Origin of the sequence: Streptomyces sp. NPDC058231 (assembly GCF_042882275.1) — a bacterium.
In the GTDB taxonomy this organism is placed as follows: domain Bacteria; phylum Actinomycetota; class Actinomycetes; order Streptomycetales; family Streptomycetaceae; genus Streptomyces.
The window spans coordinates 1-21,472 of record NZ_JBHVWN010000074.1 but is presented as its reverse complement, the minus strand read 5'-3'; the positions used below and the strand labels follow the sequence as shown (position 1 = coordinate 21,472).

18 protein-coding genes and 2 pseudogenes are annotated in these 21,472 nt (G+C 67.3%); 12 read left to right on the top strand and 8 right to left on the bottom strand.

What is annotated here, in order from left to right; genetic code table 11:
* Positions 1 to 66: 66 nt before the first annotated feature.
* Both ACFVXE_RS32360 and ACFVXE_RS32355 read left to right on the top strand, forming a co-directional pair.
* Entirely contained in the window at positions 67 to 2,163 is a 2,097-nt protein-coding gene (locus tag ACFVXE_RS32360; protein WP_389676584.1) for a glycogen debranching N-terminal domain-containing protein, read from the top strand.
* A gap of 843 nt (positions 2,164 to 3,006) precedes the next feature.
* Positions 3,007 to 3,198: a DUF6381 family protein gene (locus ACFVXE_RS32355; protein ID WP_389676582.1), complete on the top strand. Its 192-nt coding sequence runs from the start codon at positions 3,007 to 3,009 to the stop codon at positions 3,196 to 3,198.
* Between the two features lie 195 nt (positions 3,199 to 3,393).
* Here ACFVXE_RS32355 and ACFVXE_RS32350 read toward each other — a convergent pair whose 3' ends face one another.
* The 3 genes from ACFVXE_RS32350 to ACFVXE_RS32340 form a co-directional block, all read right to left on the bottom strand.
* The gene (locus ACFVXE_RS32350) at positions 3,394 to 5,295 is read right to left on the bottom strand and encodes a DUF3856 domain-containing protein (protein ID WP_389676581.1); all 1,902 of its coding nucleotides are present in this window, start codon (positions 5,293 to 5,295) and stop codon (positions 3,394 to 3,396) included.
* A 10-nt stretch (positions 5,296 to 5,305) separates the two neighbouring features.
* A complete protein-coding gene (locus ACFVXE_RS32345) occupies positions 5,306 to 6,436 on the bottom strand; it encodes a hypothetical protein (protein ID WP_389676580.1) in 1,131 nt (376 codons plus the stop codon).
* A 138-nt stretch (positions 6,437 to 6,574) separates the two neighbouring features.
* Positions 6,575 to 6,712, bottom strand: coding sequence for a hypothetical protein (locus tag ACFVXE_RS32340; protein WP_389676578.1), 138 nt, complete (start codon positions 6,710 to 6,712; stop codon positions 6,575 to 6,577).
* 398 nt (positions 6,713 to 7,110) lie between these two features.
* On the opposite strand from ACFVXE_RS32340, the gene ACFVXE_RS32335 reads away from it, so the two are divergent.
* Both ACFVXE_RS32335 and ACFVXE_RS32330 read left to right on the top strand, forming a co-directional pair.
* On the top strand, positions 7,111 to 9,729 hold the full coding sequence (locus ACFVXE_RS32335) for a glycoside hydrolase family 2 TIM barrel-domain containing protein (RefSeq protein ID WP_389676576.1): 2,619 nt from the start codon (positions 7,111 to 7,113) through the stop codon (positions 9,727 to 9,729).
* Between the two features lie 516 nt (positions 9,730 to 10,245).
* Complete coding sequence (locus tag ACFVXE_RS32330; RefSeq protein WP_389676574.1) at positions 10,246 to 10,410, top strand: hypothetical protein; 165 nt, start codon at positions 10,246 to 10,248, stop codon at positions 10,408 to 10,410.
* Here ACFVXE_RS32330 and ACFVXE_RS32325 read toward each other — a convergent pair.
* Positions 10,407 to 10,853 (bottom strand): DUF2690 domain-containing protein, encoded by a 447-nt coding sequence (locus ACFVXE_RS32325; protein ID WP_389676572.1) that lies wholly within the window; start codon positions 10,851 to 10,853, stop codon positions 10,407 to 10,409. The two genes, ACFVXE_RS32330 and ACFVXE_RS32325, sit on opposite strands and share 4 nt — an antisense overlap.
* A gap of 299 nt (positions 10,854 to 11,152) precedes the next feature.
* Between ACFVXE_RS32325 and ACFVXE_RS32320 the strand changes: the two genes are divergently transcribed.
* Together ACFVXE_RS32320 and ACFVXE_RS32315 are read left to right on the top strand one after the other, a co-directional pair.
* Positions 11,153 to 11,326, top strand: coding sequence for a hypothetical protein (locus ACFVXE_RS32320; RefSeq protein ID WP_389676570.1), 174 nt, complete (start codon positions 11,153 to 11,155; stop codon positions 11,324 to 11,326).
* A 196-nt stretch (positions 11,327 to 11,522) separates the two neighbouring features.
* Positions 11,523 to 13,283 carry an immunity 49 family protein gene (locus tag ACFVXE_RS32315; RefSeq protein ID WP_389676568.1) on the top strand — a complete coding sequence of 587 codons (1,761 nt, stop codon included), beginning with the start codon at positions 11,523 to 11,525 and terminating at the stop codon, positions 13,281 to 13,283.
* An 18-nt stretch (positions 13,284 to 13,301) separates the two neighbouring features.
* On the opposite strand, the gene ACFVXE_RS32310 is transcribed toward ACFVXE_RS32315, so the two are convergent.
* Positions 13,302 to 13,475: a hypothetical protein gene (locus tag ACFVXE_RS32310; RefSeq protein ID WP_389676612.1), complete on the bottom strand. Its 174-nt coding sequence runs from the start codon at positions 13,473 to 13,475 to the stop codon at positions 13,302 to 13,304.
* A gap of 114 nt (positions 13,476 to 13,589) precedes the next feature.
* Here ACFVXE_RS32310 and ACFVXE_RS32305 point away from each other — a divergent pair.
* Positions 13,590 to 13,775, top strand: a pseudogene (locus ACFVXE_RS32305) (SDR family NAD(P)-dependent oxidoreductase); the annotation flags it as partial.
* 39 nt (positions 13,776 to 13,814) lie between these two features.
* Here ACFVXE_RS32305 and ACFVXE_RS32300 read toward each other — a convergent pair.
* Entirely contained in the window at positions 13,815 to 14,444 is a 630-nt protein-coding gene (locus ACFVXE_RS32300; protein ID WP_389676610.1) for a DUF1963 domain-containing protein, read from the bottom strand.
* Positions 14,445 to 15,880: 1,436 nt separating this feature from the next.
* Positions 15,881 to 16,258, bottom strand: coding sequence for a VOC family protein (locus ACFVXE_RS32295; RefSeq protein WP_389676566.1), 378 nt, complete (start codon positions 16,256 to 16,258; stop codon positions 15,881 to 15,883).
* 259 nt (positions 16,259 to 16,517) lie between these two features.
* On the opposite strand from ACFVXE_RS32295, the pseudogene ACFVXE_RS32290 reads away from it, so the two are divergent.
* Positions 16,518 to 16,667, top strand: a pseudogene (locus ACFVXE_RS32290) (IS5/IS1182 family transposase); the annotation flags it as partial.
* A 197-nt stretch (positions 16,668 to 16,864) separates the two neighbouring features.
* On the opposite strand, the gene ACFVXE_RS32285 reads toward ACFVXE_RS32290, so the two are convergent.
* On the bottom strand, positions 16,865 to 17,374 hold the full coding sequence (locus ACFVXE_RS32285) for a DinB family protein (protein ID WP_389676565.1): 510 nt from the start codon (positions 17,372 to 17,374) through the stop codon (positions 16,865 to 16,867).
* A gap of 306 nt (positions 17,375 to 17,680) precedes the next feature.
* Here ACFVXE_RS32285 and ACFVXE_RS32280 point away from each other — a divergent pair, with 306 nt between their 5' ends.
* From ACFVXE_RS32280 to ACFVXE_RS32265, 4 genes are all read left to right on the top strand, one after another.
* Entirely contained in the window at positions 17,681 to 18,505 is an 825-nt protein-coding gene (locus tag ACFVXE_RS32280; protein WP_389676563.1) for a glutamate racemase, read from the top strand.
* Positions 18,506 to 18,717: 212 nt separating this feature from the next.
* Positions 18,718 to 19,206, top strand: coding sequence for a hypothetical protein (locus tag ACFVXE_RS32275; protein WP_389676562.1), 489 nt, complete (start codon positions 18,718 to 18,720; stop codon positions 19,204 to 19,206).
* 141 nt (positions 19,207 to 19,347) lie between these two features.
* Entirely contained in the window at positions 19,348 to 20,604 is a 1,257-nt protein-coding gene (locus ACFVXE_RS32270) for an IS701 family transposase (RefSeq protein ID WP_389676608.1), read from the top strand.
* Between the two features lie 28 nt (positions 20,605 to 20,632).
* Positions 20,633 to 21,076: an NUDIX domain-containing protein gene (locus tag ACFVXE_RS32265; protein WP_389676560.1), complete on the top strand. Its 444-nt coding sequence runs from the start codon at positions 20,633 to 20,635 to the stop codon at positions 21,074 to 21,076.
* The last annotated feature ends 396 nt before the right edge of the window (positions 21,077 to 21,472 follow it).

Here is a 21,472-nt window from a genome sequence, read left to right as displayed (position 1 = left end):
GTTCTTGGAACGCTCCAATGCCTGAGAGGTTCTGCTCCGTTGGACACAACTGTCAAGACGCACGACATGACGAACTCCGAATCGGGCGGCGACCCGGCGGCTGTTGGTCTCCAGCCGTTCCTGCATGACGCCTGTGTGACGCTGTACGCCCCGAGCTTTGCGATCTCGCAGGCGGACGGGCAGATCGACGGGGCCGCCGACGGCTTCTACCACGGCGACAGCAGAGCCCTCGCCCGGCTGACCGTCGTGGCGGACGGAATCGTGATCGCACCAGTACGGGGACGCCTCGAGGGAGCGGACCGGGCGGCCTTCCGCAGCGTGCTGCGCGGCCTGGGCGAGGAGACGCCCGACCCGGCGGTCACCCTGCATCGGCGCCGCCGTGTGACCCCCGGGCGCCTGGAGGAGACCCTCGAAGTCGGCAACGCCGGGCGACAGCATGTCCGTGTCAGGCTTGTAGTCTCCGCGGGGACCGACCTCGCGCCGATCGAACATGTCAAGTCCGGACGCGCGCCGGTCCCGGTCTCCGCAACCCTCGCCGGGGGCGGCCTCGACTGGGCCAGGGACACCTTCGCCGTACGCCTCACCAGCTCCCCGGAACCTGCCGCCGTCGACCCGGCCCTCGGACAACTGGAGTACGAGGTCGAGCTTGCCCCCGGTGCGTCATGGAGCGCCGTGCTGCACTGCGACGCGGCGCATGAGGACGGCGACCAGTTTCCTGCGCCCCCTGCGGACAGCCTGCCCTGGCGCACGCCGGTGCTGCGAAGTGCCGACCGGCGTTTCGATCAGTGGCTGAGCCAGTCGGCCGCCGATCTCGACCGGCTGCGGCTGACCGACCCGGAGAAGCCGGCCGACCAGTTCCTGGCCGCCGGGGCCCCGTGGTTCCTCACCCTCTTCGGCCGCGACTCGCTGTGGGCGGCCCGCATGCTGCTGCCGCTGGGCACCGATCTTGCCGCGGGGACGCTGCGCACACTCGCCCGCCGGCAGGGTACGAAATCCGACCAGGACAACGAGGAGCAGCCCGGAAAGATACTGCACGAAGTGCGCCGCGCCCCCCAGAACTTCAACGAGAACTTCTCCCTGCCGCCCTGCTACTACGGCACGGTCGATGCCACCCCGCTCTGGATCACCCTGCTCCACGACTCCTGGCGCTGGGGCCTCGCGTCCGAGCAGGTCGAACAGCTCCTGCCACATGCGGAGGCCGCCCTTGCCTGGATGCGCGACCACGGTGACGCGGACGGGGACGGCTTTCTCAAGTACATCGACCACACCGGACGGGGCTTGGCCAACCAGGGTTGGAAGGACTCGGGCGACTCCATCCGGTATCGGGACGGTAGCCTCGCCGCATCCCCGATCGCGCTCTGCGAGGTCCAGGCGTACGCGTACGAGGCGGCCCGCGGTGGCGCGGACCTGCTGCGCGCCTTCGGCCGCCCCGGCGCCGATCAGTGGGAGGAATGGGCCGAGCGGTTGCGGGACCGATTCCGCCGACACTTCTGGGTGGAGGACGAGCGGGGACCGTACCCGGCCGTGGCGCTCGACGGGCAGAAGAGGCCGGTTGACTCGGTGACCTCGGGTTTCGGCCACCTGCTGGGCACGGGTCTGCTCAACCATGAGGAGAGCGCCCTGCTGGCCGCCAGGCTCGGCGCGCCCGATCTCGACTCGGGCCATGGCCTTCGGACCCTGAGCAGCGACTCCGTGGCCTACAACCCGTACGGCTATCACATCGGTTCCATCTGGCCGCACGACACCGCGATCGCCGTGCACGGACTGGTCAGGGCCGGGTTCCCGGAAACAGCGGCGTCCCTGTCCGAGGGGCTGCTGACCACCTCGGCGGTCTTCGACGCGCGGCTGCCCGAACTGTTCGCCGGTCATGGAGCGGCGACCGACGCCCGGCCCTCGCCCTATCCGGCATCCTGCCGCCCGCAGGCCTGGGCAGCGGCCTCATCCGTCCTGATCCTCCAGTCGGTGCTGGGTCTCTCCGCCGATGTCCCCGGCGGAACGCTCACGATCGCGCCCGGGTTTGCGGAGGCGTACCGCCCGCTGAAGGTCGAGGGGCTCGACGTTGCGGGCGGGCGGCTGGACATCTCCGTCGACGCCGACGGTACGGCACACATCGAGGCACCGAAGGGCCTGGTGGTGAAGAGGCAGCACACGACACCCCGTTGACGTGCGGCGGCTTCACCCGATCCGAGGGAGGCCGGCGCTCCGGGCGTCCGGACGAACGTGAGCCGGGTGACGCTCTCGGGCAGCTGGTCCCGATGGCCGCCCGAGGCGCGGGCCGGCCGGGCTGCGGGCCGGCCCTTGCGTAACAGAGCCCGGGCTCTGTCTCATGCCGCCGCGCGCCGGACGGAGGCACTCCGGATGCTGCACCTGCGACCCCCACACGCTCTCCAGGTCACCCCGGCCGATGGCACGTGTGGCACGACCTCGTCGAGGCCGCCGTGAAATGCGACCGTCGGCATGGCGGCCTTCGGCCGGCACAGCTCATCGTGCCCTGTGTTCCTCCTTCGGCTCCTCTCCTCCGATGCCGGCCGTCCCGCCATGTTGCGGATGCGTAACGACGGCAGACGCAGGAAAATAATGTTACGCAAAGCGGCGGACGAGGTGTCCGTCGCGAATGTGGGTGACGGATCCGTGGTGGTCTCCGAGATTCACCGTGCTCTGGCAGCCGGAGCGGCCGGAGCAAGCGGAGCAGCCGGACTGAGGAATGCCCCAGAACTGCGCTCCTTCTGACAGGAGCTTTTCTCCGACTCCGCCGCCGTGAACCTTGGGCGTCAACGCCGGCCGCCTCCTGCTGGCTGTCGCCGAGTTCACCAGCTCCCCGGGTCCTCCGGCGCCGCGGCCATTCGTTCCTGGAAACGTCTCACCCCCGCCCGTCAGTCGAGCCCCACGGTTGCCCGCTCCGGTCTTTCAGCGGTGTACAGCAGCCGCCCGAGATGCGCCCCTCCCCCGAAATCTGGTTTGGTGGAAGGGGCAGGGCAGCGCCCCTCACGGTTCCAAGGAGCGGTTATGAGCGAGGCAGACGAAGTTCGGGGACGTGCACGGCAGATGCGGGCCGAGGCGAAGGGCCTGAAGGTTGCAGCCGAGCGCACCGCCGACCCTGAAGAACGTCAACGCCTGACGGAGAAGGCACGCAAGCTCGAGAACGACAGTGAGCAGGCCAGCGGGATGGCAAGCGGGGACATCTACCCCATGATGTAGCGGGGCGCCGGTGCCGTGGCCCGCCACGGCGTGACCTGCCCGGCCGGCGGGCCGCCTGGGGCTCTTCATCGTCGATCGCATCTGCTGGCGCGCGGTTGGATCCCACGGGGCTGGTGGTGATGATGGGTGACGGCGACCCACTGATCGTCGCGCCGACGCGGCCCGTACGTGGCTTCCGCGTGCCCGGACCTCGTGCTAGGCGGTCCGCAGTCCGGCGCGTTCGTCCAAATCGTGCTGCGCCTCCACGAGCCGGCCCAGTTCGCGCAGGCAGGCGGCGCGGCGGAGCAGGATGTCCGCGGCTTCGCTGCGGTCCTGGAGCAGTGCCTCGGTGAAGTCGTCGACGGCCTGCTGCCAGTGCCTGCTGTGCTGGTGAGCCACCCCCCGGTTGTAACGGATCGCAGCGTCCTCTCCCAGGGACAGCGCTTCGGTGAGGTCGTCGATGGCACCGTCGGCGTCGCCGCAGTCGAAGGCGAGGACGGCCCGGTTGACCCGGGCAGCGGCCAGCGTGGGCGCGAGCCCGATGGCCCGGGTGAGAACTTCCCGCGCCTCCTCCAGGGCGCCGTCGGCCATCTCCAGCAGGCCCAGGGTGCAAAGGAGCTGTGCGTTGCCGGGGTCCAGCGTCAGACCGTGATCGATATCCCGACGGGCTTTCCCGTGGTCCCCGCGGTCGTAGTGCATGCCTGCTCTGTTGACCAACGTCCCCACGTGGTCGGGGTCGAGGTCCAGGAGGGTGTCGTAGTCGGCCAGGGCCGCCGGCTCGCGGCCGAGCTCCGACAGCAGGACGGCCCGGTTGTAGTACGCCTCGGGCGGGGGATTGCGGGCGATGGCACGATCGTAGTCGGCGAGGGCCTCTTGCGCGCGGCCCGCGAGACGGTGCGCGTTACCTCGCTCAAGGTATCCATCGCTCTCGTCGGGGAACAGGTCGATCACGGCGCTGAAATCCAGGACCGCATCGTCGTAGCGACCCACTGTGGTGTAGACCTGCGCCCGGTTGAAGGAGAGCAGCGCACGGCGGAGGTACGGCTCGTACTGGTGCGGACCGGGCCGGCTGTCCAGTAGTTCCATCGCCTCGGTCTCCACCCGGATCGCCTCGTCGAAACGGCCCATCCGGTACTCCACCAGGGCCAGTCCGTTCTGTTCGAAGGCGGTCAGGTGGGCCCGCAGATTCTCCTGAGGCAGCGTGCGCGCCAACGCCAGGGCGTTGTTGATCCAGGCCCTGGCCTCGTCGTAGTCACGCTGTTCCGGCGGATAGAAACGGACGTACAGCATGGCCATGCCGTACGAAGCGTGTGCCTGTACAGCCGGTTCCGAGGACAGGGAGCGCAGTTCCGCGTAGACCTGGCGGGCCTCGTCCGTGCGGCGCAGCGCGAGCAGTGGGATGTCCTGGTCCAGAAAGAGGCTGCGGAAATGTCGCAGTTGCGTGGCCCGGTCGACCAGGTCGCGCCCCAGACCCCCGATCCGCACCGCAGCTTGGTAGTAGCCGACGTCAGTGACGTATTCGGTGGCGGCCGTGTACGCGGCGGCGCCCAGCGTGCCGGGGAACTCGCCATGGGCGCGGTGGTACGGAATCGCCCCCAGTCGCAGGCCGAAGTCGCCCAGTGACTCCAGGAGTTCAGCGCGTTCGTCGTGCCACTGCTGTCGTGTCGCCGGCTCGGTGGCCTCGTATGCGGCCCGCTCGAGGGGTACGTCGCTGGTGCCGTCCGAGTCGACGAAAGCCCTCGCCCACGCAGTGCGCCGGCCGGACGGCGCACCCTCCACTTCCCGTGCCACGTCGATTCCCTCCGGCGCGACTGCCGACAACGGGCTGGTGTGCCTGTCCAGTGCGGTCGCGAGGGGCTCGGGCAGCAGCGCGTCAGTCGTCCCCACACCCACCGTCAGCACCATGGGGTCCACCCGGCGGACCAGGATCGCCAGGAATTGTCGGTCGAGCTCGTCCGCCGCGTGCGCATTCTCGAAATAGCAGTTGAGGTGTCCCAGTTCGGGCAGACGGGGCGGCCTGCTGCCAGACCTCGCGGCGGTCGCGCTGGTAGGGACCGCTGATCCGGCAATGATTCGACATTCCTCGTTCCGATCCTTCGAGAAGTTTGTGAAGTGCATGGTGTCCAGGTCAGTTGGCGGTACGGCGGGCCCTGCGTCGTCGCAGCACCATGACGGCGACCGTCGCCGGCGGTACGAGGTTGAGCAGGAGCGCCAGGCAGCCGTCCAGGAACTGCGGACTGAGCGCGGCACCGGTCAGCAGCCGGGCGGCGATGCCGGAGGCCACTTGCATCATGAGCGGAACGACGAACCAGGCCAGCACGCTCAGCGTGAACAGATAGCCGAGCCCGAACGCGTGGACGTACCAGCGGGCCACCTGTCGGTCGCGCGGATGCCAGAGCCCCTCGTCGTGCCGCGCGGGCCGACGGAAGAGCCGTCGCGTCCGGTTGCCGAGGTATTCCTTGGTGGTCCGGTGCAGATCCACGCAGCGGAGTGCTGTCACGAGGACCTGGTACACGTCGGTCCGCAGATAGAAGTAGAACTGCCAGGCCAGCCGAAGCAGTGTCGACAGCGCCAGAGCCAGGAAGAGGGTGCCCGGAAAGGTGTGCGGGCCGGTCAGTCCGGCCAGGATCGTCAGCGCCGACCACCAGATCATGTCTGCCACCATCCCGGCGAGCAGAGGCAGGTACCGCGAGCGGCGCGGTACACCCCACAACGCGTTCAGGTCTGTCTCGAAGACCAGAATGTACAGCCGGTTGCCGAGCCCCAGCCGGGTGGGAACACCGAGCCTCCGGCCGGCCAGTGCGTGGAAGGCCTCGTGGAAGAAGATTCCCGGCAGCTGCCCGAAGAAGAGCCCCAGCTCCGTCAGCAGCAGTGACGGCGTGAAGAAGAAGCTCTCGTACCGAGGCCGCAAGGAGGGGTGATGGGCCGTCAGAAGTACTGCCCACGTGCAGATGCCGACGTAGAGGGACCAGGCCGGCCAGGAGTAGACGATCCGCCCCAGCCGTTGCCAACTCAGCTGCTCCCTGGCGGCCGGGGCATCCGGTTCTTCGGGTGAGCGGATGAACTGCAGCTCCCTGAGGGTCTCCAGGAAGTCGGCCATGTCGATGGTCTCGCCGTACCGATCGCGATACCACCGGCCCGCCTCCTCAAGGTCGGCGCCGGCCTGCAACCGTCGCAGCAGCTCCGCGCCGTCCGCCGGGAATGCGACATAAGTGTCGATGTCGCGGCGCCCCACGATGACGTCACGGCCGTCCGGCACGAGGCTCAGCGGATGAAACCTCAGGATCTCAGCGGAAATTCCGAACCCCGCACAACAACAGGCCGACCGTGTTCGCAGGAGTGGTCGGCAGAGTACGGGGGTCACCGCCCCCGCACTGCTGATGTCGGCCGACCTGAGTCACAGAGCGATCGCCGGCTGGTGGTTGAGCGGCGCCGACGTCACCTTGATGGGCTCGGTCCGCCGTACCACGATCCTCTTCATGGGACGGACCTGGTCCGCCTTCTTCGTCGGGTGTTCCTGCTCCGACTTCTTCACACGATCACTCCTCCCCGTACGAACAGCCCGGTGCTGCGCAGGTTTTTCGGACACTAGCAACCCCCATGGAGAACATCAGCTCGATTCGGCCAATTCCGGTGCGCGTCAAGCTGTGGTCCCCGTGATGCCACGGGCCGGGATCCCCCTGACCCGCGGGTCCCCGCATCGGGCGACGTCGTCCGCACAGGCGCCTTGACGCACCACAGCCCACTGCACACACTTCCGTAATGAGGGTTCAGCATGTCGACCGATGTTCGACATGCTGAACAACTTCGGAACTGCTTGGGACTGGGTAGATGACGATGGACCGGCAAGGACACAGCAGTGAGATGCCGCAGTCGGAGGCGGGCAACCGACGCGAACCATGCGACTCTCCGGGCGGCATGACGCGGCGTCGAATGATTCAACTCGGTGCGCTGGCCGCGGGATCGGCCGTATTGGGGGTCGATCAGCAGGCTGCCGCGGCCGACCTGGATGGTCGGTCCGAGGGCGGACAGCCCCGGGACCGGTCCTTCGACGAAGGCTGGCTGTTCTTCCGGGGCGATGTCGGCGACGGTCAGACACCGTCGTTCGACGACGGTTCCTGGCGGGGGCTCGAACTTCCGCACGACTGGAGCATCGAGGACCTGCCGTACGCCAGTTCACAGGACGGAGGCGCGACGAGCGACCCCTCGCTCCTGGCGGTGAAGGACCCTGACCCGACAGCGCCCGACGCCCCGCAGGTGATCGGCCCGTTCGACCGGGTGAACAGTCAGAACGGCGGCTCGACCGCATACACGGTCGGAGGGGTCGGTTGGTACCGCAAGCACTTCAAGCTGTCGGAGATCACCGGAAACCGCGCTGCGTCAGGCGCCGACGAGAACGACACACACGTCGAGTTGCGGTTCGACGGCGTCTACCAGAACGCGGACGTGTGGCTCAACGGTACCCATCTGGGCTTCCATCCCTACGGTTACACGTCGTTCGCGTACGACGTGACCCCGCACCTGGACCCGAAGGGCACGAATGTGCTTGCCGTCCGGGTCGACAACAGCGGCCAGAACAGCCGGTGGTACTCGGGATCCGGGATCTACCGACACACCTGGCTGACAGTGACCGGGGCCGTACGCATCCCGCTGTGGGGCGTTCATGTGACGACTCCCGAGGTCAGCGCGCACCGGTCGGTCGCGCAGGTGAAGGTGTCGGTCGCCAACCTCGGCGTAGCCGCCTCGTCGGCGAGCGTGCGGGTCACCGTCCTCGACCCGCACGGGCAGGTCGTGAACGTCCGGGAGGCATCCGCGCAGAGCGTCGGGGCGGGTGCCACCGCAGATTCCTCGCTGGACGTCCCGATATCGCAGGCAGAGCTGTGGTCCCAGGACTCACCCAACCTCTATACCGCGCGTGCGGACGTACTGGTACGCGGCCGTGTCGTGGACACGGCCGTCACCACGTTCGGGATCCGCTCCCTGGTGTGGAACGGCGAGGCCGGCTTCCTGCTCAATGACAAGCCCGTGAAGATAACCGGCGGCTGCCTCCATCACGACCACGGCCCGATGGGCGCGGTCGCGCTCGACCGATCCGAGGAACGCAGGGTCGAGATCCTCAAGAAGGCAGGCTTCAACGCCATCCGCACCGCGCACAATCCTCCCACTCCGTCCCTGCTCGACGCCTGCGACAGGCTCGGAATGCTGGTGATGGACGAATTCTTCGACATGTGGGACACGGGAAAGAACCCCGACGACTATGCGTTGCACTTCGCCGAGTGGTGGGAACGGGACCTGACCAGCACGGTGCTGCGGGACCGCAACCACCCCAGCGTCGTGATCTGGTCGCTGGGCAACGAGATCACCGACAACACCAACGGGCGGCGAGGCGCGGAGATGGCGAAGGCGCTCCGTGCTCTCGACTCCACTCGGCCCATCACCGTGGGCGGCGGTTCGACCTTCTCGGCGGATGACCCTTCCTGGAGTTACGTCGACGTGGGCGATGTGCACTACAACGCCAACGGCAAGGGCTACGGACCCATGCACGACGCCCACCCGGATCGGGCGATGACTCAGAGCGAGGGCTTTCCCGCGACCATCCACCAGGACACGAAGTTCGTGAACGATCACGCCTGGGCGGTGGGCAGCTGGGTGTGGGCCGCCTGGGACTACCTCGGTGAGTCGGGCATCGGGAAGACACCGATGGCCCCTGAAGGGACGGGTGCGAGCATCGGCGACCAGAGTGTCATGCCCGGCTGGTCGACGGCCCGCACCCTGCATCACTCCTGGGGAGGGTACGGATATCCGTACCCCTACTTCCAGGGAAACTGCGGGGACTTCGACCTGATCGGTCAACGCAAACCGCAGAACCACTGGAGGACAGCGCTGTCCGGCCACAGCCCCGTGGAACTCCTGGTCGAGCGCCCCGCACTGCCGGAGACGGAACAAGTTGCCGTCTGGTGGGGTTACTTCGACGAACTGGAGAGCTGGACCTGGGAGGTGGAGCATGGCCACCCGATGACGGTCCACGTCTACACGCCGGGCGACAGCGTACGACTGCTGCTCAATGGACGGGAGGTGCCCGGTGGCGCCGCGAGGGCGCCCGAGCGGGCGATGGCCACCTTCACCATCCCCTACGTGCCCGGTGAGCTGACGGCCGTCGCCGGCCGGAACGGCCGAGAGATCGGTCGTAAGACGCTCACGACGGTGGGCGCGCCGGTCGGGCTGCGCCTCGTTCCGGATGTCGAGGAACTCACCACTGCCAGGGACGACCTCGCGCACGTGCTCGTCGAAGTGACCGACAGTCGCCACCGCGTGGTCCCCGACGCCACCCTCAAGGTGGCCTTCGAGACCTACGGGGCCGGTGAACTCGCCGCCGTCGGCAACGGCAACCCCCACAACGTCGACAGCTTCAAGCAGCCCCGACGCCATACCTGGCACGGCAAAGCGCTCGCGATCCTGCGCCCTGATCGGCGACCGGGCCATGTGACGCTGACGGCGAGGGCCGCCGGCCTGCGACCGGCCACCCTCACCCTGCCGGTGAGGCGCAGCTAGAGCTTGCCGCAGGCACCCCAGCCGAGCGGCCTTCCGCTGTCGACGGGCGGCACGCCCCGCGTGTATCGCCCGTCGGGCACCGACCTGAACCGGTCGGGCGGACTGCCGTTCCTGGCGTCGCGGTGGGCGTCTTACGGGGCGGCAGTGTCGGCGGAGAACTTCACGGTGCGGGAGCTCATGCGGATTCGGCACGGCTCGCCCCTCCATCTTCGGCGGGGTGATGGCCACGGCGAGTACGTCGAAGCCGTCAAGTGAGGGGCTTCACGAGCGCCCGTGTGAGGCGTCGGGGTGTATGTGGAAGGCCCGCTCGACTGCCTTCGGTGAGCTCGGCGGCGGTCTTGCAGACGGCGTTGAGCCAGAGCGTCAAGGCCTGGGCCTGTGCCCGCCGTGCGCCTTCCAGGCGCTCTATTTGCCCGCGTCCACCATCGCGTCCGCGATGTCCTGGTAGCTCAGGCCCTGCGTCCTCAGCTCTGCGGCTTCGACGTCACGTCGGGCGGTGCCACTACTCCGGGCGTTGTGACCGTGCCCATCACGGACCGTTCGATCGGCATGGTGTTCGTGGTCCTCGCAGACATCGAGTCACCCCGGTGCCGCAACTGGTACGTGCCCACCGGCGCTTGGTCGGTGGGCAACTGGGTGTTCGATACCGGAGCCGTGTGCCTGACCTGGCCAGTCGCCTAGTAGGAACCAGTGGTGCCGCTGTATATCTGCCAGCCGGGGTCGTTGGTGCCGGTCGCATGTGACGACATGCCGGCGTCGTACAGCATCGGCGTGTAGCAACTGGTTCCGGTGCCGCTGTAGCAGCGGATGCCGGCGCCGTCCGTCTCGCGGTATATGAGCGCTGAACCGCCGGCGTTGTCCTGGGTCTTCGGCGCGGCTCCCGATATGTGCGCCCACACCGTGCGGCAACTGGGGCTGTAGCGCAGCAGGATGGTGGCGCCGGCGCCCACAGTCGCAGAGCTGGCAGTGATGGCGTCGTTGTTGCAACCCGACGCCGACGGGTCCTGACCGTCGTAGGGATAGCTGCCTACGCTGGCGGACGCTGTCCCGGAACTCAAGAGCGTGGTCGCTGCAAATACCGCGCCGCATAAGCCGAGGGCGACGGCGTGCCTTCTGTTGCTCATGTGTCTCTCCGCCTTCTCTGGTTCGGCTGAATCACTGGAACCCAGCCTGTCCCATCTGTGTACTGGACAAACACCTGGCTCGTTTGTAACTGCTCCTTTCAGCGGACGCACCGCTCGGCAGACGCACTGCTGGAGACAGCCGCCACCCTGCTGAGCGCCGTCCTACGCCGAGTACCTCAGACCTCTGAGCTGGACAGGTTTGCCTAGAGCACCGTCCGCCATCAACACCCCGTCGGCACCTCCACCCGCTGGGCCGTTGACCACTTCGGCAGCCCGCCGATGGAACGCTGCGAAGGAGAATGCGTGCCGGGCGACGTCAGAGCCGCGAAGAAGCCTCACTCGACCAACTGGGCTGCGGCCTGTTCCTCCTGATCGCCGTCGTCGTCACGGTCCTCATCGCCGGCCTCGCTGGTGGTTTCCTCGTCGCCGAGTGCGGAATCGCATGGGCGCCGTGCACGGCGAACCCGCCCTGATCGCCGGCGGGATCCCAGGTGCCGGCCTCGCCGTCCTGATCTGATCAACCAGGCCGTCCTGGACCCCGTACAGACGGAACGATCAATAAGTGCAAACAGCGAACAGTTCACCGCCCGCGCCGAGCACGTCGCCTCCAACCCCTGTCAGATGCTGCGCCTAGGCTGTCCGCACGAACCGGCATCAAGGAGCAGCGCAGTGCGGATAGAGCGTCATCAGGTAGCCGAGGCCGTCATTTCGGCGGCGCGCGAGGACTTCGCGAACCGGGTCGGGGGACAGGTCCGTTCCATGTCGAAGGCAGGTCGGATGGCCACCTACGAATGGCAGTCGATCGCCGACGAGTTCCTCGCATACCTGGGCGCCCTCTCCGTCGAGACACCCAGCCTCGGGACCCCGGAGGCCAAGGCCGCTCTCAAGGACGCGACCGAGGCTGCGGCCGGCGCCGTCGCCTTCGCGGCGTATCACCCGCACTGCACCTTCCAGGTCTTCCTGGACCACGTGAACTTCGGCATCAGCTACGACCCCCGTGATGAGGATGACGCCGAAGAAAGCGTCACCCCTGACGAGTGGATCGACGCGCTCTGCCTCACAATCCTTATGGACAAGGCCAAGTGGCACGGTGAGGCCTTCCACTTCGCGCGCGAGAAGTTCGTTGAGACGGCACAGGGAAGCCCAGCCGGCGAGCTCGCCACGGGGTTCATGGCCATGGTCCTCGATGACACTGGAGAGGACCAGGACTACCCGCCGAGCGTGCAGGCGAAGCTCGCTGCCGTCGACGCCGCGCTGGCCCGTATCCGCTACCGGGCTGAGGAGACCGGCGAAAGCCTCCTCGACCGGCCGGAGAGCGTGGCGCTGTCGATCCTGCGCGCCGTGGCCGCCGAGGACCGGGAGTCCTTCGACTCCGGGCTGACCACCCTCCTGCTCGCACACACCACCGTGCATGGCCCTACTGCCTCGCCGGCCACTCTCCTCCCGCTCCTGCCGCTCGGCCTGGCCGCGCTCGCGTACCGGACCCTGGGCTGGTCGCCGGCCCTCCACACTGACTACCTCCCACACGCCCTGATCACCGGTTTCGCGACCCGCGGCCCGAGGATCGCGGGTTTCGGCCGAGACCGGCGACCTGACGCGGTAGCCGCGCTGGCTGCAGGACCGCTGGTGGTCGAGCGGCCGGCACGCGACCGGAGCATGAACGCGGAAAGTGAGACCTTGCTGGACCAGTACACCCGGGAGGCCATCACCCCGGTGGAAGGAAAGCCCCTCACGGTAGGGCAGCTCAGGAGCGCCATGCGATACCAGGAGCTCCTCTTCAAGTGGCGCGCCGGGAATTCCGCCGATGTCACGGATGCCCAGCTCGCGAACCTGCGACTGGCCTCACAGCTGGGGGCGGCCCTGTTCCGCATCGCCCTGGCAGAGCCGGGCACCGAGGCCGAGGTGACCGTCGACGGCCGGAAACTGCGCTACCCCGCGGGGCGGGGCGAGGCGGCAGGCGCTGGCAACTGGGCGAACGCCACCGCCTTCGCCCTGATCACCGGCGTACGCGAGGACCTCGCCCCCCTGGTTCTCACGGGCCCTGCGGTTGCCGGCAAGGACGGCTCCGCCTACGCCGCGTACCGGGAGGCCCTCCACTCCTATCTGAGGGGTGTGGATCCCGAGCCGGCGGCGGAGCGGGCGCTGCGGGAGGTCGAGAAGGCCAAGGAATGGGGCTTCTTCCCGGCACCGGCCGTACTGCTGTCGCAGCTCGTGGAGGGTGACGAGGAGAGCTTCAACCTGGCTCTGGCCGATGCACTCGAAGCCCACCGCGATCACTACCAGGTTGCTGACCGCGCCGGCGATCCGGACGCCACGATCGACCTCGATGTCCTCGCGCTCGCCTGCCACGCCCGCCGAAGGGGCTGGGACATCCGAGTCGAATCCCCCTACCTGCCTCAGTGGCTCCTCAAGGCCGCCGAACGCATCTAGATGATCCATTCCAAGGGTTCAGCGATCATCTGAGGGTAGGAAGGCGAGCGCCTCTTGGAGGTTGTGCTCCGCGATGCCCATCATGAGGTCACGGTCGGGGAAGTCACCGTCGAGGAGTCGCAGCGGCCACGGTAGCCGATCCCGCCACGTGTGGATCATCGAGCCCAGTCCGGTTCCGGGCGTCGTCGACATGATCTCGATCCTCCTGCATCCCCGGTCGTGCGTGTGGGCGCGAGGGTGGTACCGGTCTTCCTACCGTCGAAGCATCCCTGGTCAGCCTCCCTCCTCGGGACCAATATCGAACGCATGACGATCACCTTCATCACCGGAGCCAACAAGGGTCTCGGTCGCGAGACCGCCCGTCGCTTGATCGAGTGCGGCCACACCGTGCTGGTCGGAGCACGCAACCGCGAGCAGGGCGAGGAGACCGCCGCTGCGCTCGACGCACGCTACGTCCCCGTCGACGTGACCGACGACGCGTCTGTGGCCGCCCAGGGCGATGGACGCCGACGACTAGGTCGTCAGGCCGCCTCAGCGCTGCCACAGGAACTTCGCGCGGCCGCATGGTTCGCAGGCAAACGCATAGGCGCTGCCGCAGCCGCCGAAGTTCATTGCGGTGCTGTGGTCCGGACCTTCCTCAAGCTGGACGATCAGTGGCATCGGAATGGCGCACGATGTGCAGGACGGGGTCTCGTCGCCCTGAATCCAGGCGGGGTCACCCCCGAGCTGGCCGAGCACGGATGACGCGGGGCGGTCGTTTCCCGTTGCCCACTTCTCGCCGGCCCGGTCGTAGTCGGGCTCGTCCACATGCAACAAGCTGACTGCCCGAACGGAACCAAGCAGAAGCTGTGCCTCATCGACACCGCCTTCGGGCTGGGGTAGTGGCTCAAGGCCATTCGTGGGGAAGAGCAAGGCCTGGTTCCCGCCGGAGTCCGGCTCCCAGTCGCCGCACATACCAGGGTCGTTCTGGCACGCGAACAAGGCGAGGACTCCGCGGTCCTCAACCCCCTCTCCGAGATCATCCAGGACCACCTGGACGAGGAACTGCATCGGGCCTTTGCACGAAGTGCAGCAGGGCCACGGAGTGCCGGCCGGCGCCAGAGGCACTCCACCGGTCCGGGTCACTCGGGCAGTCGGCGCAACTGGACCGGCATCGATCATGAGAGTCGTCATGGCCAGGACTCTAGGACAGACCAGTGACATCGCCCGGAATGGTCGAGCCCGCCTCCTGAGCAGGGGCGCCGCCGCATCACGCGTGGGGTGGTCGCGGTTTCTGCCAACTTGATCGAATACGCCGAGTTCACCCGGCTTACTTGGCTGATCGATGCGGTCCACGGTGGCAGGCCACGACTCTTCGGTCACGATGGTCAGGTCGACCCCGACCCCCGCCTCCCGGGCTGCCCCTTGCAGAACGGCCAGTGTGTCTGCGAGCGGCGCACGGGGCCGCCGCGTGGGGTGGTGGCGGATGAGGCGGCGCATGCAGTGGTCCAGTCAGCGCCGAGGGACGGCGCAGTTCGTACCGCACAGGCTGGAACGTATGTACGATATCCGGCCGGACCTACCTCGACTCCGCACCCTGCGGACCTGGAACGCCAGGTGGGTGGGCCGCATCGACCAGGCGATCGCGGCAGCTGCGCTGTAGGAGGGAGCGACGGTAGGCGAGGGTCGGCGACCACCCGGCGCGGACCCGATTGTCGAGCTCGGCGTCGGCCCAGGCGCCCGATCCATCGAAGTCCATGTACGGCGGGTATCCCGCCCCCGCGCCATCATCCGCGAGCAGGTCTTGCCGCCCTCGCCGACGGGATGCGGGCCTGGGCGCGCCGCCCGCCTCCGCAAGGGGACTCCAGTAACTGAATCTTTCTCGCTTCCTCTCTTGACTATGGACAAATAAGGAGGAAGCTAGCTATTACACCAGGCAACCGGTGAGAGCCGCACCGCCGATGAAGACGTTCATCGACCCGAGTGACACCCATCTCGGCAACTGGCTAGGCTCCCGGCAGAGCAACGCATCGACATCGGAGTCGCCAGCGACGACTGGCGCTTACGAACCGATATGGGGCACCGGGAGCCATCGTCTGTGCGGTGCCACTCCATATCTGCGCCAGAACTGTTAGTAACCCCAGAACTCACGCTCCGTGATCGGGGCATTTCTGTGGGTCGGCTGCCGGGATCCTGTACGGACCGGCGCCGCAGCTCAGCCCGGACCAGTGGCCTGTGACCAGCGGCCACGCACAGCCCGCGCAGACGGCCGAAGGGACCCTACCCCATGCGGGGCAGGGTCCCTTCGTATCGACAGCATCCGTATGACCCGCTCCCACCTCCGCAAGCGCGCTATCCGGCACGTGATCCGGGAGAAGAAGGATCACAAGGCCGCCCGCCCACGTCGGGGACCACGCGGCGGACCGTCTCCGGGCTTCGGCGAAGCCCGGTACAGAGCTCGCACGCGGCGGAGCGGGCCCGTCGGAAAAGCCGCAGCGGTTCAGAGCCGTGGCGACCCGGTACGAGAAGCACGGACCCACTACCGCGGCATCGCCGCCCGCCTTGCCTCATCTGGCTGCGGTCGTGATCCCGCACGAGTGCAGCCGGGAGATCTGCCCTCAGTGGCGGACCAGGCAGAACGGATGCCCTGCGGGATCAGCATAGATACGCCAGCTCCGCCCGTCGGCACCCTCGTCCAGCACCCTCGCTCCCCGGGCCAGCACCTGCTCCTGAGCTCGGTCGAGGTCCGCGACGCCGAAGTCCAGGTGAAACTGCTGAGGGCGGGCGGGGTCGGGCCACAGCGGCGGCTGATACTCCGCCGCCCGCTGAAAGGCAAGGACAAGCCCGGACACCGTGTGCAATGTCGCCCAGCCGTCGCCCAGCGCCCACCGCTTGTCCTGCTGATTGACGGTGCCACCCAGCACCGACTGGTAGAACATGGCGAGTTCCGCCGGATCGGAACAATCCAGCACCACACACTGCAGGTCAGCGATCATACGCAGATCCTAGGGAGTCTCGAGAGCAAACCCGTCCCCCGGTACCCAAGATCGCGAGGACGGACCCTGACCCACACGTCGTCTCGGCCCCCTGGCCACATGTATGCCCAGCGGTCTGATTCACGACGCCGTGCTGGCCGGCAACGCAATGCACGTGCCGCCCGTCAGGGGTGAAACACACCGTCGGCTCCCGTTCCGGGTCCTTGTCAGGGACGATCGCGGTCACAAGGGTGTGTTGCTCGGCAACGAGGTCCACTTCATCGACGGCTCCATCACCAAAGCCCCCGGCGGAGAGGTCGCAGGGCGCTCGCCCGTTGATCGCGGCAAACAGGGCCTGAAACGCTCGGGCATGACGGGTGGTTACGGAATTTTGCTGGGACGCGTGCTGGCCGGAGCGAACCGCCACGACTTCCACGCCAGCTCCAAGCCGCCTGCCAGAAACGCTCGGCGGGAGCGGGCTCAAACGGAGATGGGCGTAGCTCCTCCGGAGGGGAGCCTTGATCTGCCCTGACCTTTGGCCGCCCGCCCTTGGGCCAGCCAGGTCGCGATCCCGTTCACCACTGCCGGCTCGACGTGCCCTGGCCGCGTGTCCTCGGCCGGACTGCTCTAGCCGCGGCGCGTTGTGCTGTCGAGGATCTGCTCCCGGAGGATGTCCGCGTGCCCGCAGTGCTGGGCCAGTTCGCGCAGCGCATGGAGGTAAACCCAACGCAGCGGCAGCGGACCCCGGCGGTTCCCCCGTACGAGCTCGTCCAGCGACAGCTCTGCGGCGGCCTTACGGGACGCCGTGCAGGCCTGCTGGTAGGCGCGCTGGACGGAGGCGATCGTGTCGCCGTCGTCGAGGTCGAACGACTCGTCAGGCGAGTCGGGGATGCCGATCTCCGTGCGAGATCGGCATGTGATCGCCTCGTCGAACCAGACCTTCTCGACAAACGTGGCGTGCTTGACGAGGCCCAGCAACGTGGTCTTGGACGTGACCAATGGCCGACGCGCCTGTTCTTCGGTCAACCCGTTCAAGCTCTCGTTGAGAGCGGATCGATGCTCATGGAGGAAGGCCTCGAACTGTTCGCGGAGTGCTGAGTGGAAGACGGAGGGATCTGTCGACTGTGGGATGACCATGAACGCAAACCATAGGCCAATGGGCTCGACCCAGGAGCCCCTCAGAAGAGTTGAGGCCGCAGGCCGACCGCCACCAGCTGGAGCAAGGGCACGTCAGCGACCTCCACGACTGCAACCTCGGCGGCGACAGGCCAAGATCGGACACGCGCTGGCCACTCCGGCCGAAGGTCAGGGCTTCCCCCCAGGGGGATACACCCAACGGAGCCTCCACCGGCCACCACGCCTACTCATTCAGGGAACTTCGCAGTGGTCCATGGGCCGTACCAGTCCAGCCAAGCGGCAAGATCTGGCTGGTAACTTGACCCTATGACAGTGGCATTGATCGACTCAGGGTTTGGCCTCCTTTCCACTGCAGGCTGGCTTCGACACCTCGCCCCGGAACGCGATCTGCTTCTGCTTCTGGACCCCGACGGAGCACCCTGGGGATCGAGAACGGCTTCCTTCGTCACGGACCGTCTGTTCACCGCCGCTCAATTGGCCGTTCAGCGAGGCGCGGAGGCCATCGTGGTTCCCTGCAACACCGCCACCGTCACCGCGATCGACGCTCTGCGCGAGAGGTTCGAGCCGCGCGTGCCCGTGATCGGAACCGTGCCCGCCGTGAAATCGGCCGCGGCAACCGGCCAAGGCATCGCCGTGTGGGCAACCGTCCGCACCACGTCGAGTGACTACCAGGATCGCCTGATCGCGGACTACGCGAACGGTCGGGCTGTCGCGCGTGTCGCATGTCCCGGTCTGGCCGAGGCGATCGACCACGGCGACATGGCCGCAGCAGCGGAAGCGATCGCCGACGCGGCCGAGCGAACCCCCAAAAATTGCGACTCCGTGGTGCTGGGATGCACGCACTACCCCCTGGTGGCGCCGGAGATTCTGCAGAGCCTGCCCGCCGGAACCACCCTGTACGACAGCGCGGAGGCAGTCGCTCGCCAAACACTGCGGCGATTGGACCGAACCAGGCAATCGCACACCACCATGGGCTCCATCGACGTGGTACTCAGTGGTCGCCGCGGAAACCTCCCGGCAGGCGCCCACGCCTACCCAGTGGGCCGCGCCCTCACCGCAGTAGGGCGGGTACCTCGCGAAATTCTCATCTCCGCCGCAACACGCTCCCCGATGGCTGCACCAGCGGTCTGACCAAGCCACGGAACCCCTGTACCTTCAGTCGCTCCGTTCGAGGCAGACCCTGGTGATCACAGAGCGTGGCAGCTCTGTGACCACCCAGCCTGTGCCTGATTCGCGACGGGGCTCCCCACCGCGCCTATCTGCGCGGCCCCTCAGCTGTTGCGGGTCAGGAGGTTGTTCGCGGGTTGACCCTCACATCAATGTGATGGTTGTGCAATCGAGTCATGGAAAAGGATTCGACGGACTCTGGCTCGTTTCGGCTCGGCTTGGCGTTGGAGGGCACGGGTTGGCACCCGGCCTCGTGGTTGTTGTCATCAGTGACTGATGCCGCGGAGGTCTTCGATGGCACCTACTGGACGAACTGGGGGCACGCGGCCGCATCAGGTGGCATCGACTTCATCACGCTCGAGGACGGTCTGAGCTTGCAGACCGACCGTTTCGGTATCGCCGATCAGGTCCATGACCGCGTACGCGGCAGGCTGGATCCTGTTGTCACCGCAGCGGTCCTGCTGGCAACGACGGACATCAACGAAGTGGTGGTCTCGCGAAATGTGACGCACTCGAACCCGTTCAGCGTCGCCGCCCAGGTGGCGTCCTTGGCGGCCATCGGCCCGGGCCGGGTTGTGTGGCGACCTCAGGTTTCTGCTGACGCACGCGATGCCACGGCGGTCGGTGGGTCCGCAACGCCGCAGCTGCTAATACTCCAGCTGTAGATCGTGATCTTGCTGGTGGGGGCCGGTGCAGAGATGAGTTTGGCCACCGTTGATCATCGGTGTGTGAAGACGAACGATCATGCGGTGGCCGCAGGTCACAGCGTAGACTTTGCCCGCTGGCAGGAGGCTTTCGAGGGCCTGATGGCCCGGATCGCAGGACGGTTCGCCCGGGTCGAACCCCGCCGCCGGACACGGCGGTTGCTGCTCGGGCTGCTCTCGGACCTGCCACGGAAGAACTGCTGGACCATCGCCGAGTGGGCTGGGGAGGCGACCCCGGATGCGATGCAGCATCTGCTGAACCGGGCCAAGTGGGATGCCGACGCTGTCCGAGACGACCTGCGCGGTTACGTCGTCGAGCACCTTCACGACGAGCATGCGGTGCTCGTGGTCGATGAGACCGGGGACGTGAAGAAAGGCACGCACACGGTCGGCGTCCAGCGGCAGTACACCGGCACCGCGGGCAGGATCGAGAACTCGCAAGTCGCTGTCTACCTTGTCTACGCGGGCAGCCGCGGTCACGCCGCAGTGGACCGGGAACTCTACGTCCCGCGCTCGTGGACATCGGATCCCAACCGCTGTCGGGCCGGTGGGCTCGGTGAAGAGACCGCCTTCGCCACCAAGCCAGAGCTGGCCGCCCGCATGATCGGCCGGTTCCTGGACGCAGGTCATCGCGCTCCGTGGGTCGCCGGCGACGAGGTCTACGGCGGCAACCCGCGGCTGCGAACAGCTCTGGAGGAGCGCAGCTGCGGCTACGTGCTTGCCGTCGCTTGCACTCATGAAGTCTCCACCCGTGCTGGGAAGTTCCGTGCCGGCACCCTGGCCAAGCGGGTGCCGAAGCGGGCTTGGCAGAAGCTGTCCGCCGGTGCAGGTGCCAAAGGGCACCGTTTCTACGACTGGGCCGTCATCGACCTCACCCACCCCGACCCCAGCAGTCACCAACTGCTGATCCGCCGCAATCGCAGCACGGGCGAACTCGCCTTCTACCGCTGCTACTCGCCCACGCCGGTGCCGCTCACCACGCTGGTGAAGGTCGCGGGCAGCAGATGGCGTGTGGAGGAGACCTTCCAGTCCGGTAAGGGCTTGGCCGGGCTCGACGAGCACCAGGTCCGCCGCTTCACATCCTGGACCCGCTGGGTCACCCTCGCCATGCTCGCCCACGCCTTCCTGGCCGTCGTCCGCGCCGACGAACAAGCCCGCCAACACACCTCGGACAACCTGATCCCGCTCACCTGCAACGAGATCCAGCGCTTGTTCATCACACTGGTCGTCCGGCCAGTCCACGACACAGCACACCGGCTGCGCTGGTCCCACTGGCGACGCCGCCACCAGGCCCGATCCCAAGCAAGCCACTACCACCGCCAGCAGTGCGCAATCCGCGGGGGATCCGCACTCGTGTGACTGACAGTCGACTCACTACGGTGAGCGGATGAACCGCAAGACTCTTGCCGACAGGCCACCTGCTGCCGAGCCGCGCGGAGCAGTCGTGATCATTGTGAACGGACGCGACGACCTCCTCCTGCATCTGCGCGATGACATCCAGGGCATCGCCTGGCCAGGGCACTGGAGCCTGCTGGGCGGCAGTTGCGAACCCGGCGAGATCCCCGCCCAGACGATCGTCCGTGAACTCAACGAAGAGGTCGGCCTTGCCCTCGATGACATGACTGAGCTCTTCGACATCCACGACCCCAGCAATGCCAACAAGATCCTCACCGTCTTCGCCGCCTCATGGGACGGCGACGAGACCACCCTGGAACTTACCGAAGGCGTAAAGCTCCAGTTCTTCAGCCCCGAAGACCTGCCGGTCTCCAACATTCCACCATGCATCCGCGACGGCATTTATCGCTTCCTCAACGCCCAATTGGGCACCTGACGCGCCCCACCCCCGACGAGGGGGCCTGCGTCAGGCAGGCCCCCTCAGAATCACGATCTACAGCTGGAGTACTAATACTCCAGCCGGACTTCTCCATTACCGCTGGTCAACGGCTTGAGTGTGGGGATTGTAGCGGGGTGGGTTTGGCTGCGGGGCGGTCTTGGCAGACCGTCCCGCGAACGGGTGGCCGCGCCGCATGTAGTGGCAGTGTCGGGCGCGTGCTTGGTGGCGGCGTCTCCAGTGCGACCAGCTCATTGCGTGATCGCGTCGTGCAGGGCGGCGGGGTTCAACTGCCAGCAGGCGACGGATTTCTGCCGGGGTGAGGTCCACGAGGTCGGGTGTGTCGGCCGCGTCACCCCTTTTTCGCGTTCCTGAACGGCCATCGCCGCGAGGAAG

Excerpts from the sequence above, each read along its gene's own strand:
- ACFVXE_RS32320 (WP_389676570.1), top strand. The coding sequence starts at position 11,153 with ATGCGTGCCGGGCGACGTCAGAGCCGCGAAGAAGCCTCACTCGACCAA.
- ACFVXE_RS32275 (WP_389676562.1), top strand. The coding sequence starts at position 18,718 with ATGGAAAAGGATTCGACGGACTCTGGCTCGTTTCGGCTCGGCTTGGCG.
- ACFVXE_RS32310 (WP_389676612.1), bottom strand. The coding sequence starts at position 13,475 with ATGTCGACGACGCCCGGAACCGGACTGGGCTCGATGATCCACACGTGG.
- ACFVXE_RS32295 (WP_389676566.1), bottom strand. The coding sequence starts at position 16,258 with ATGATCGCTGACCTGCAGTGTGTGGTGCTGGATTGTTCCGATCCGGCG.
- ACFVXE_RS32265 (WP_389676560.1), top strand. The coding sequence starts at position 20,633 with ATGAACCGCAAGACTCTTGCCGACAGGCCACCTGCTGCCGAGCCGCGC.
- ACFVXE_RS32300 (WP_389676610.1), bottom strand. The coding sequence starts at position 14,444 with ATGATCGATGCCGGTCCAGTTGCGCCGACTGCCCGAGTGACCCGGACC.
- ACFVXE_RS32350 (WP_389676581.1), bottom strand. The coding sequence starts at position 5,295 with ATGCACTTCACAAACTTCTCGAAGGATCGGAACGAGGAATGTCGAATC.
- ACFVXE_RS32335 (WP_389676576.1), top strand. The coding sequence starts at position 7,111 with ATGATTCAACTCGGTGCGCTGGCCGCGGGATCGGCCGTATTGGGGGTC.
- ACFVXE_RS32355 (WP_389676582.1), top strand. The coding sequence starts at position 3,007 with ATGAGCGAGGCAGACGAAGTTCGGGGACGTGCACGGCAGATGCGGGCC.
- ACFVXE_RS32270 (WP_389676608.1), top strand. The coding sequence starts at position 19,348 with ATGGCCCGGATCGCAGGACGGTTCGCCCGGGTCGAACCCCGCCGCCGG.
- ACFVXE_RS32285 (WP_389676565.1), bottom strand. The coding sequence starts at position 17,374 with ATGGTCATCCCACAGTCGACAGATCCCTCCGTCTTCCACTCAGCACTC.
- ACFVXE_RS32325 (WP_389676572.1), bottom strand. The coding sequence starts at position 10,853 with ATGAGCAACAGAAGGCACGCCGTCGCCCTCGGCTTATGCGGCGCGGTA.
- ACFVXE_RS32360 (WP_389676584.1), top strand. The coding sequence starts at position 67 with ATGACGAACTCCGAATCGGGCGGCGACCCGGCGGCTGTTGGTCTCCAG.
- ACFVXE_RS32280 (WP_389676563.1), top strand. The coding sequence starts at position 17,681 with ATGACAGTGGCATTGATCGACTCAGGGTTTGGCCTCCTTTCCACTGCA.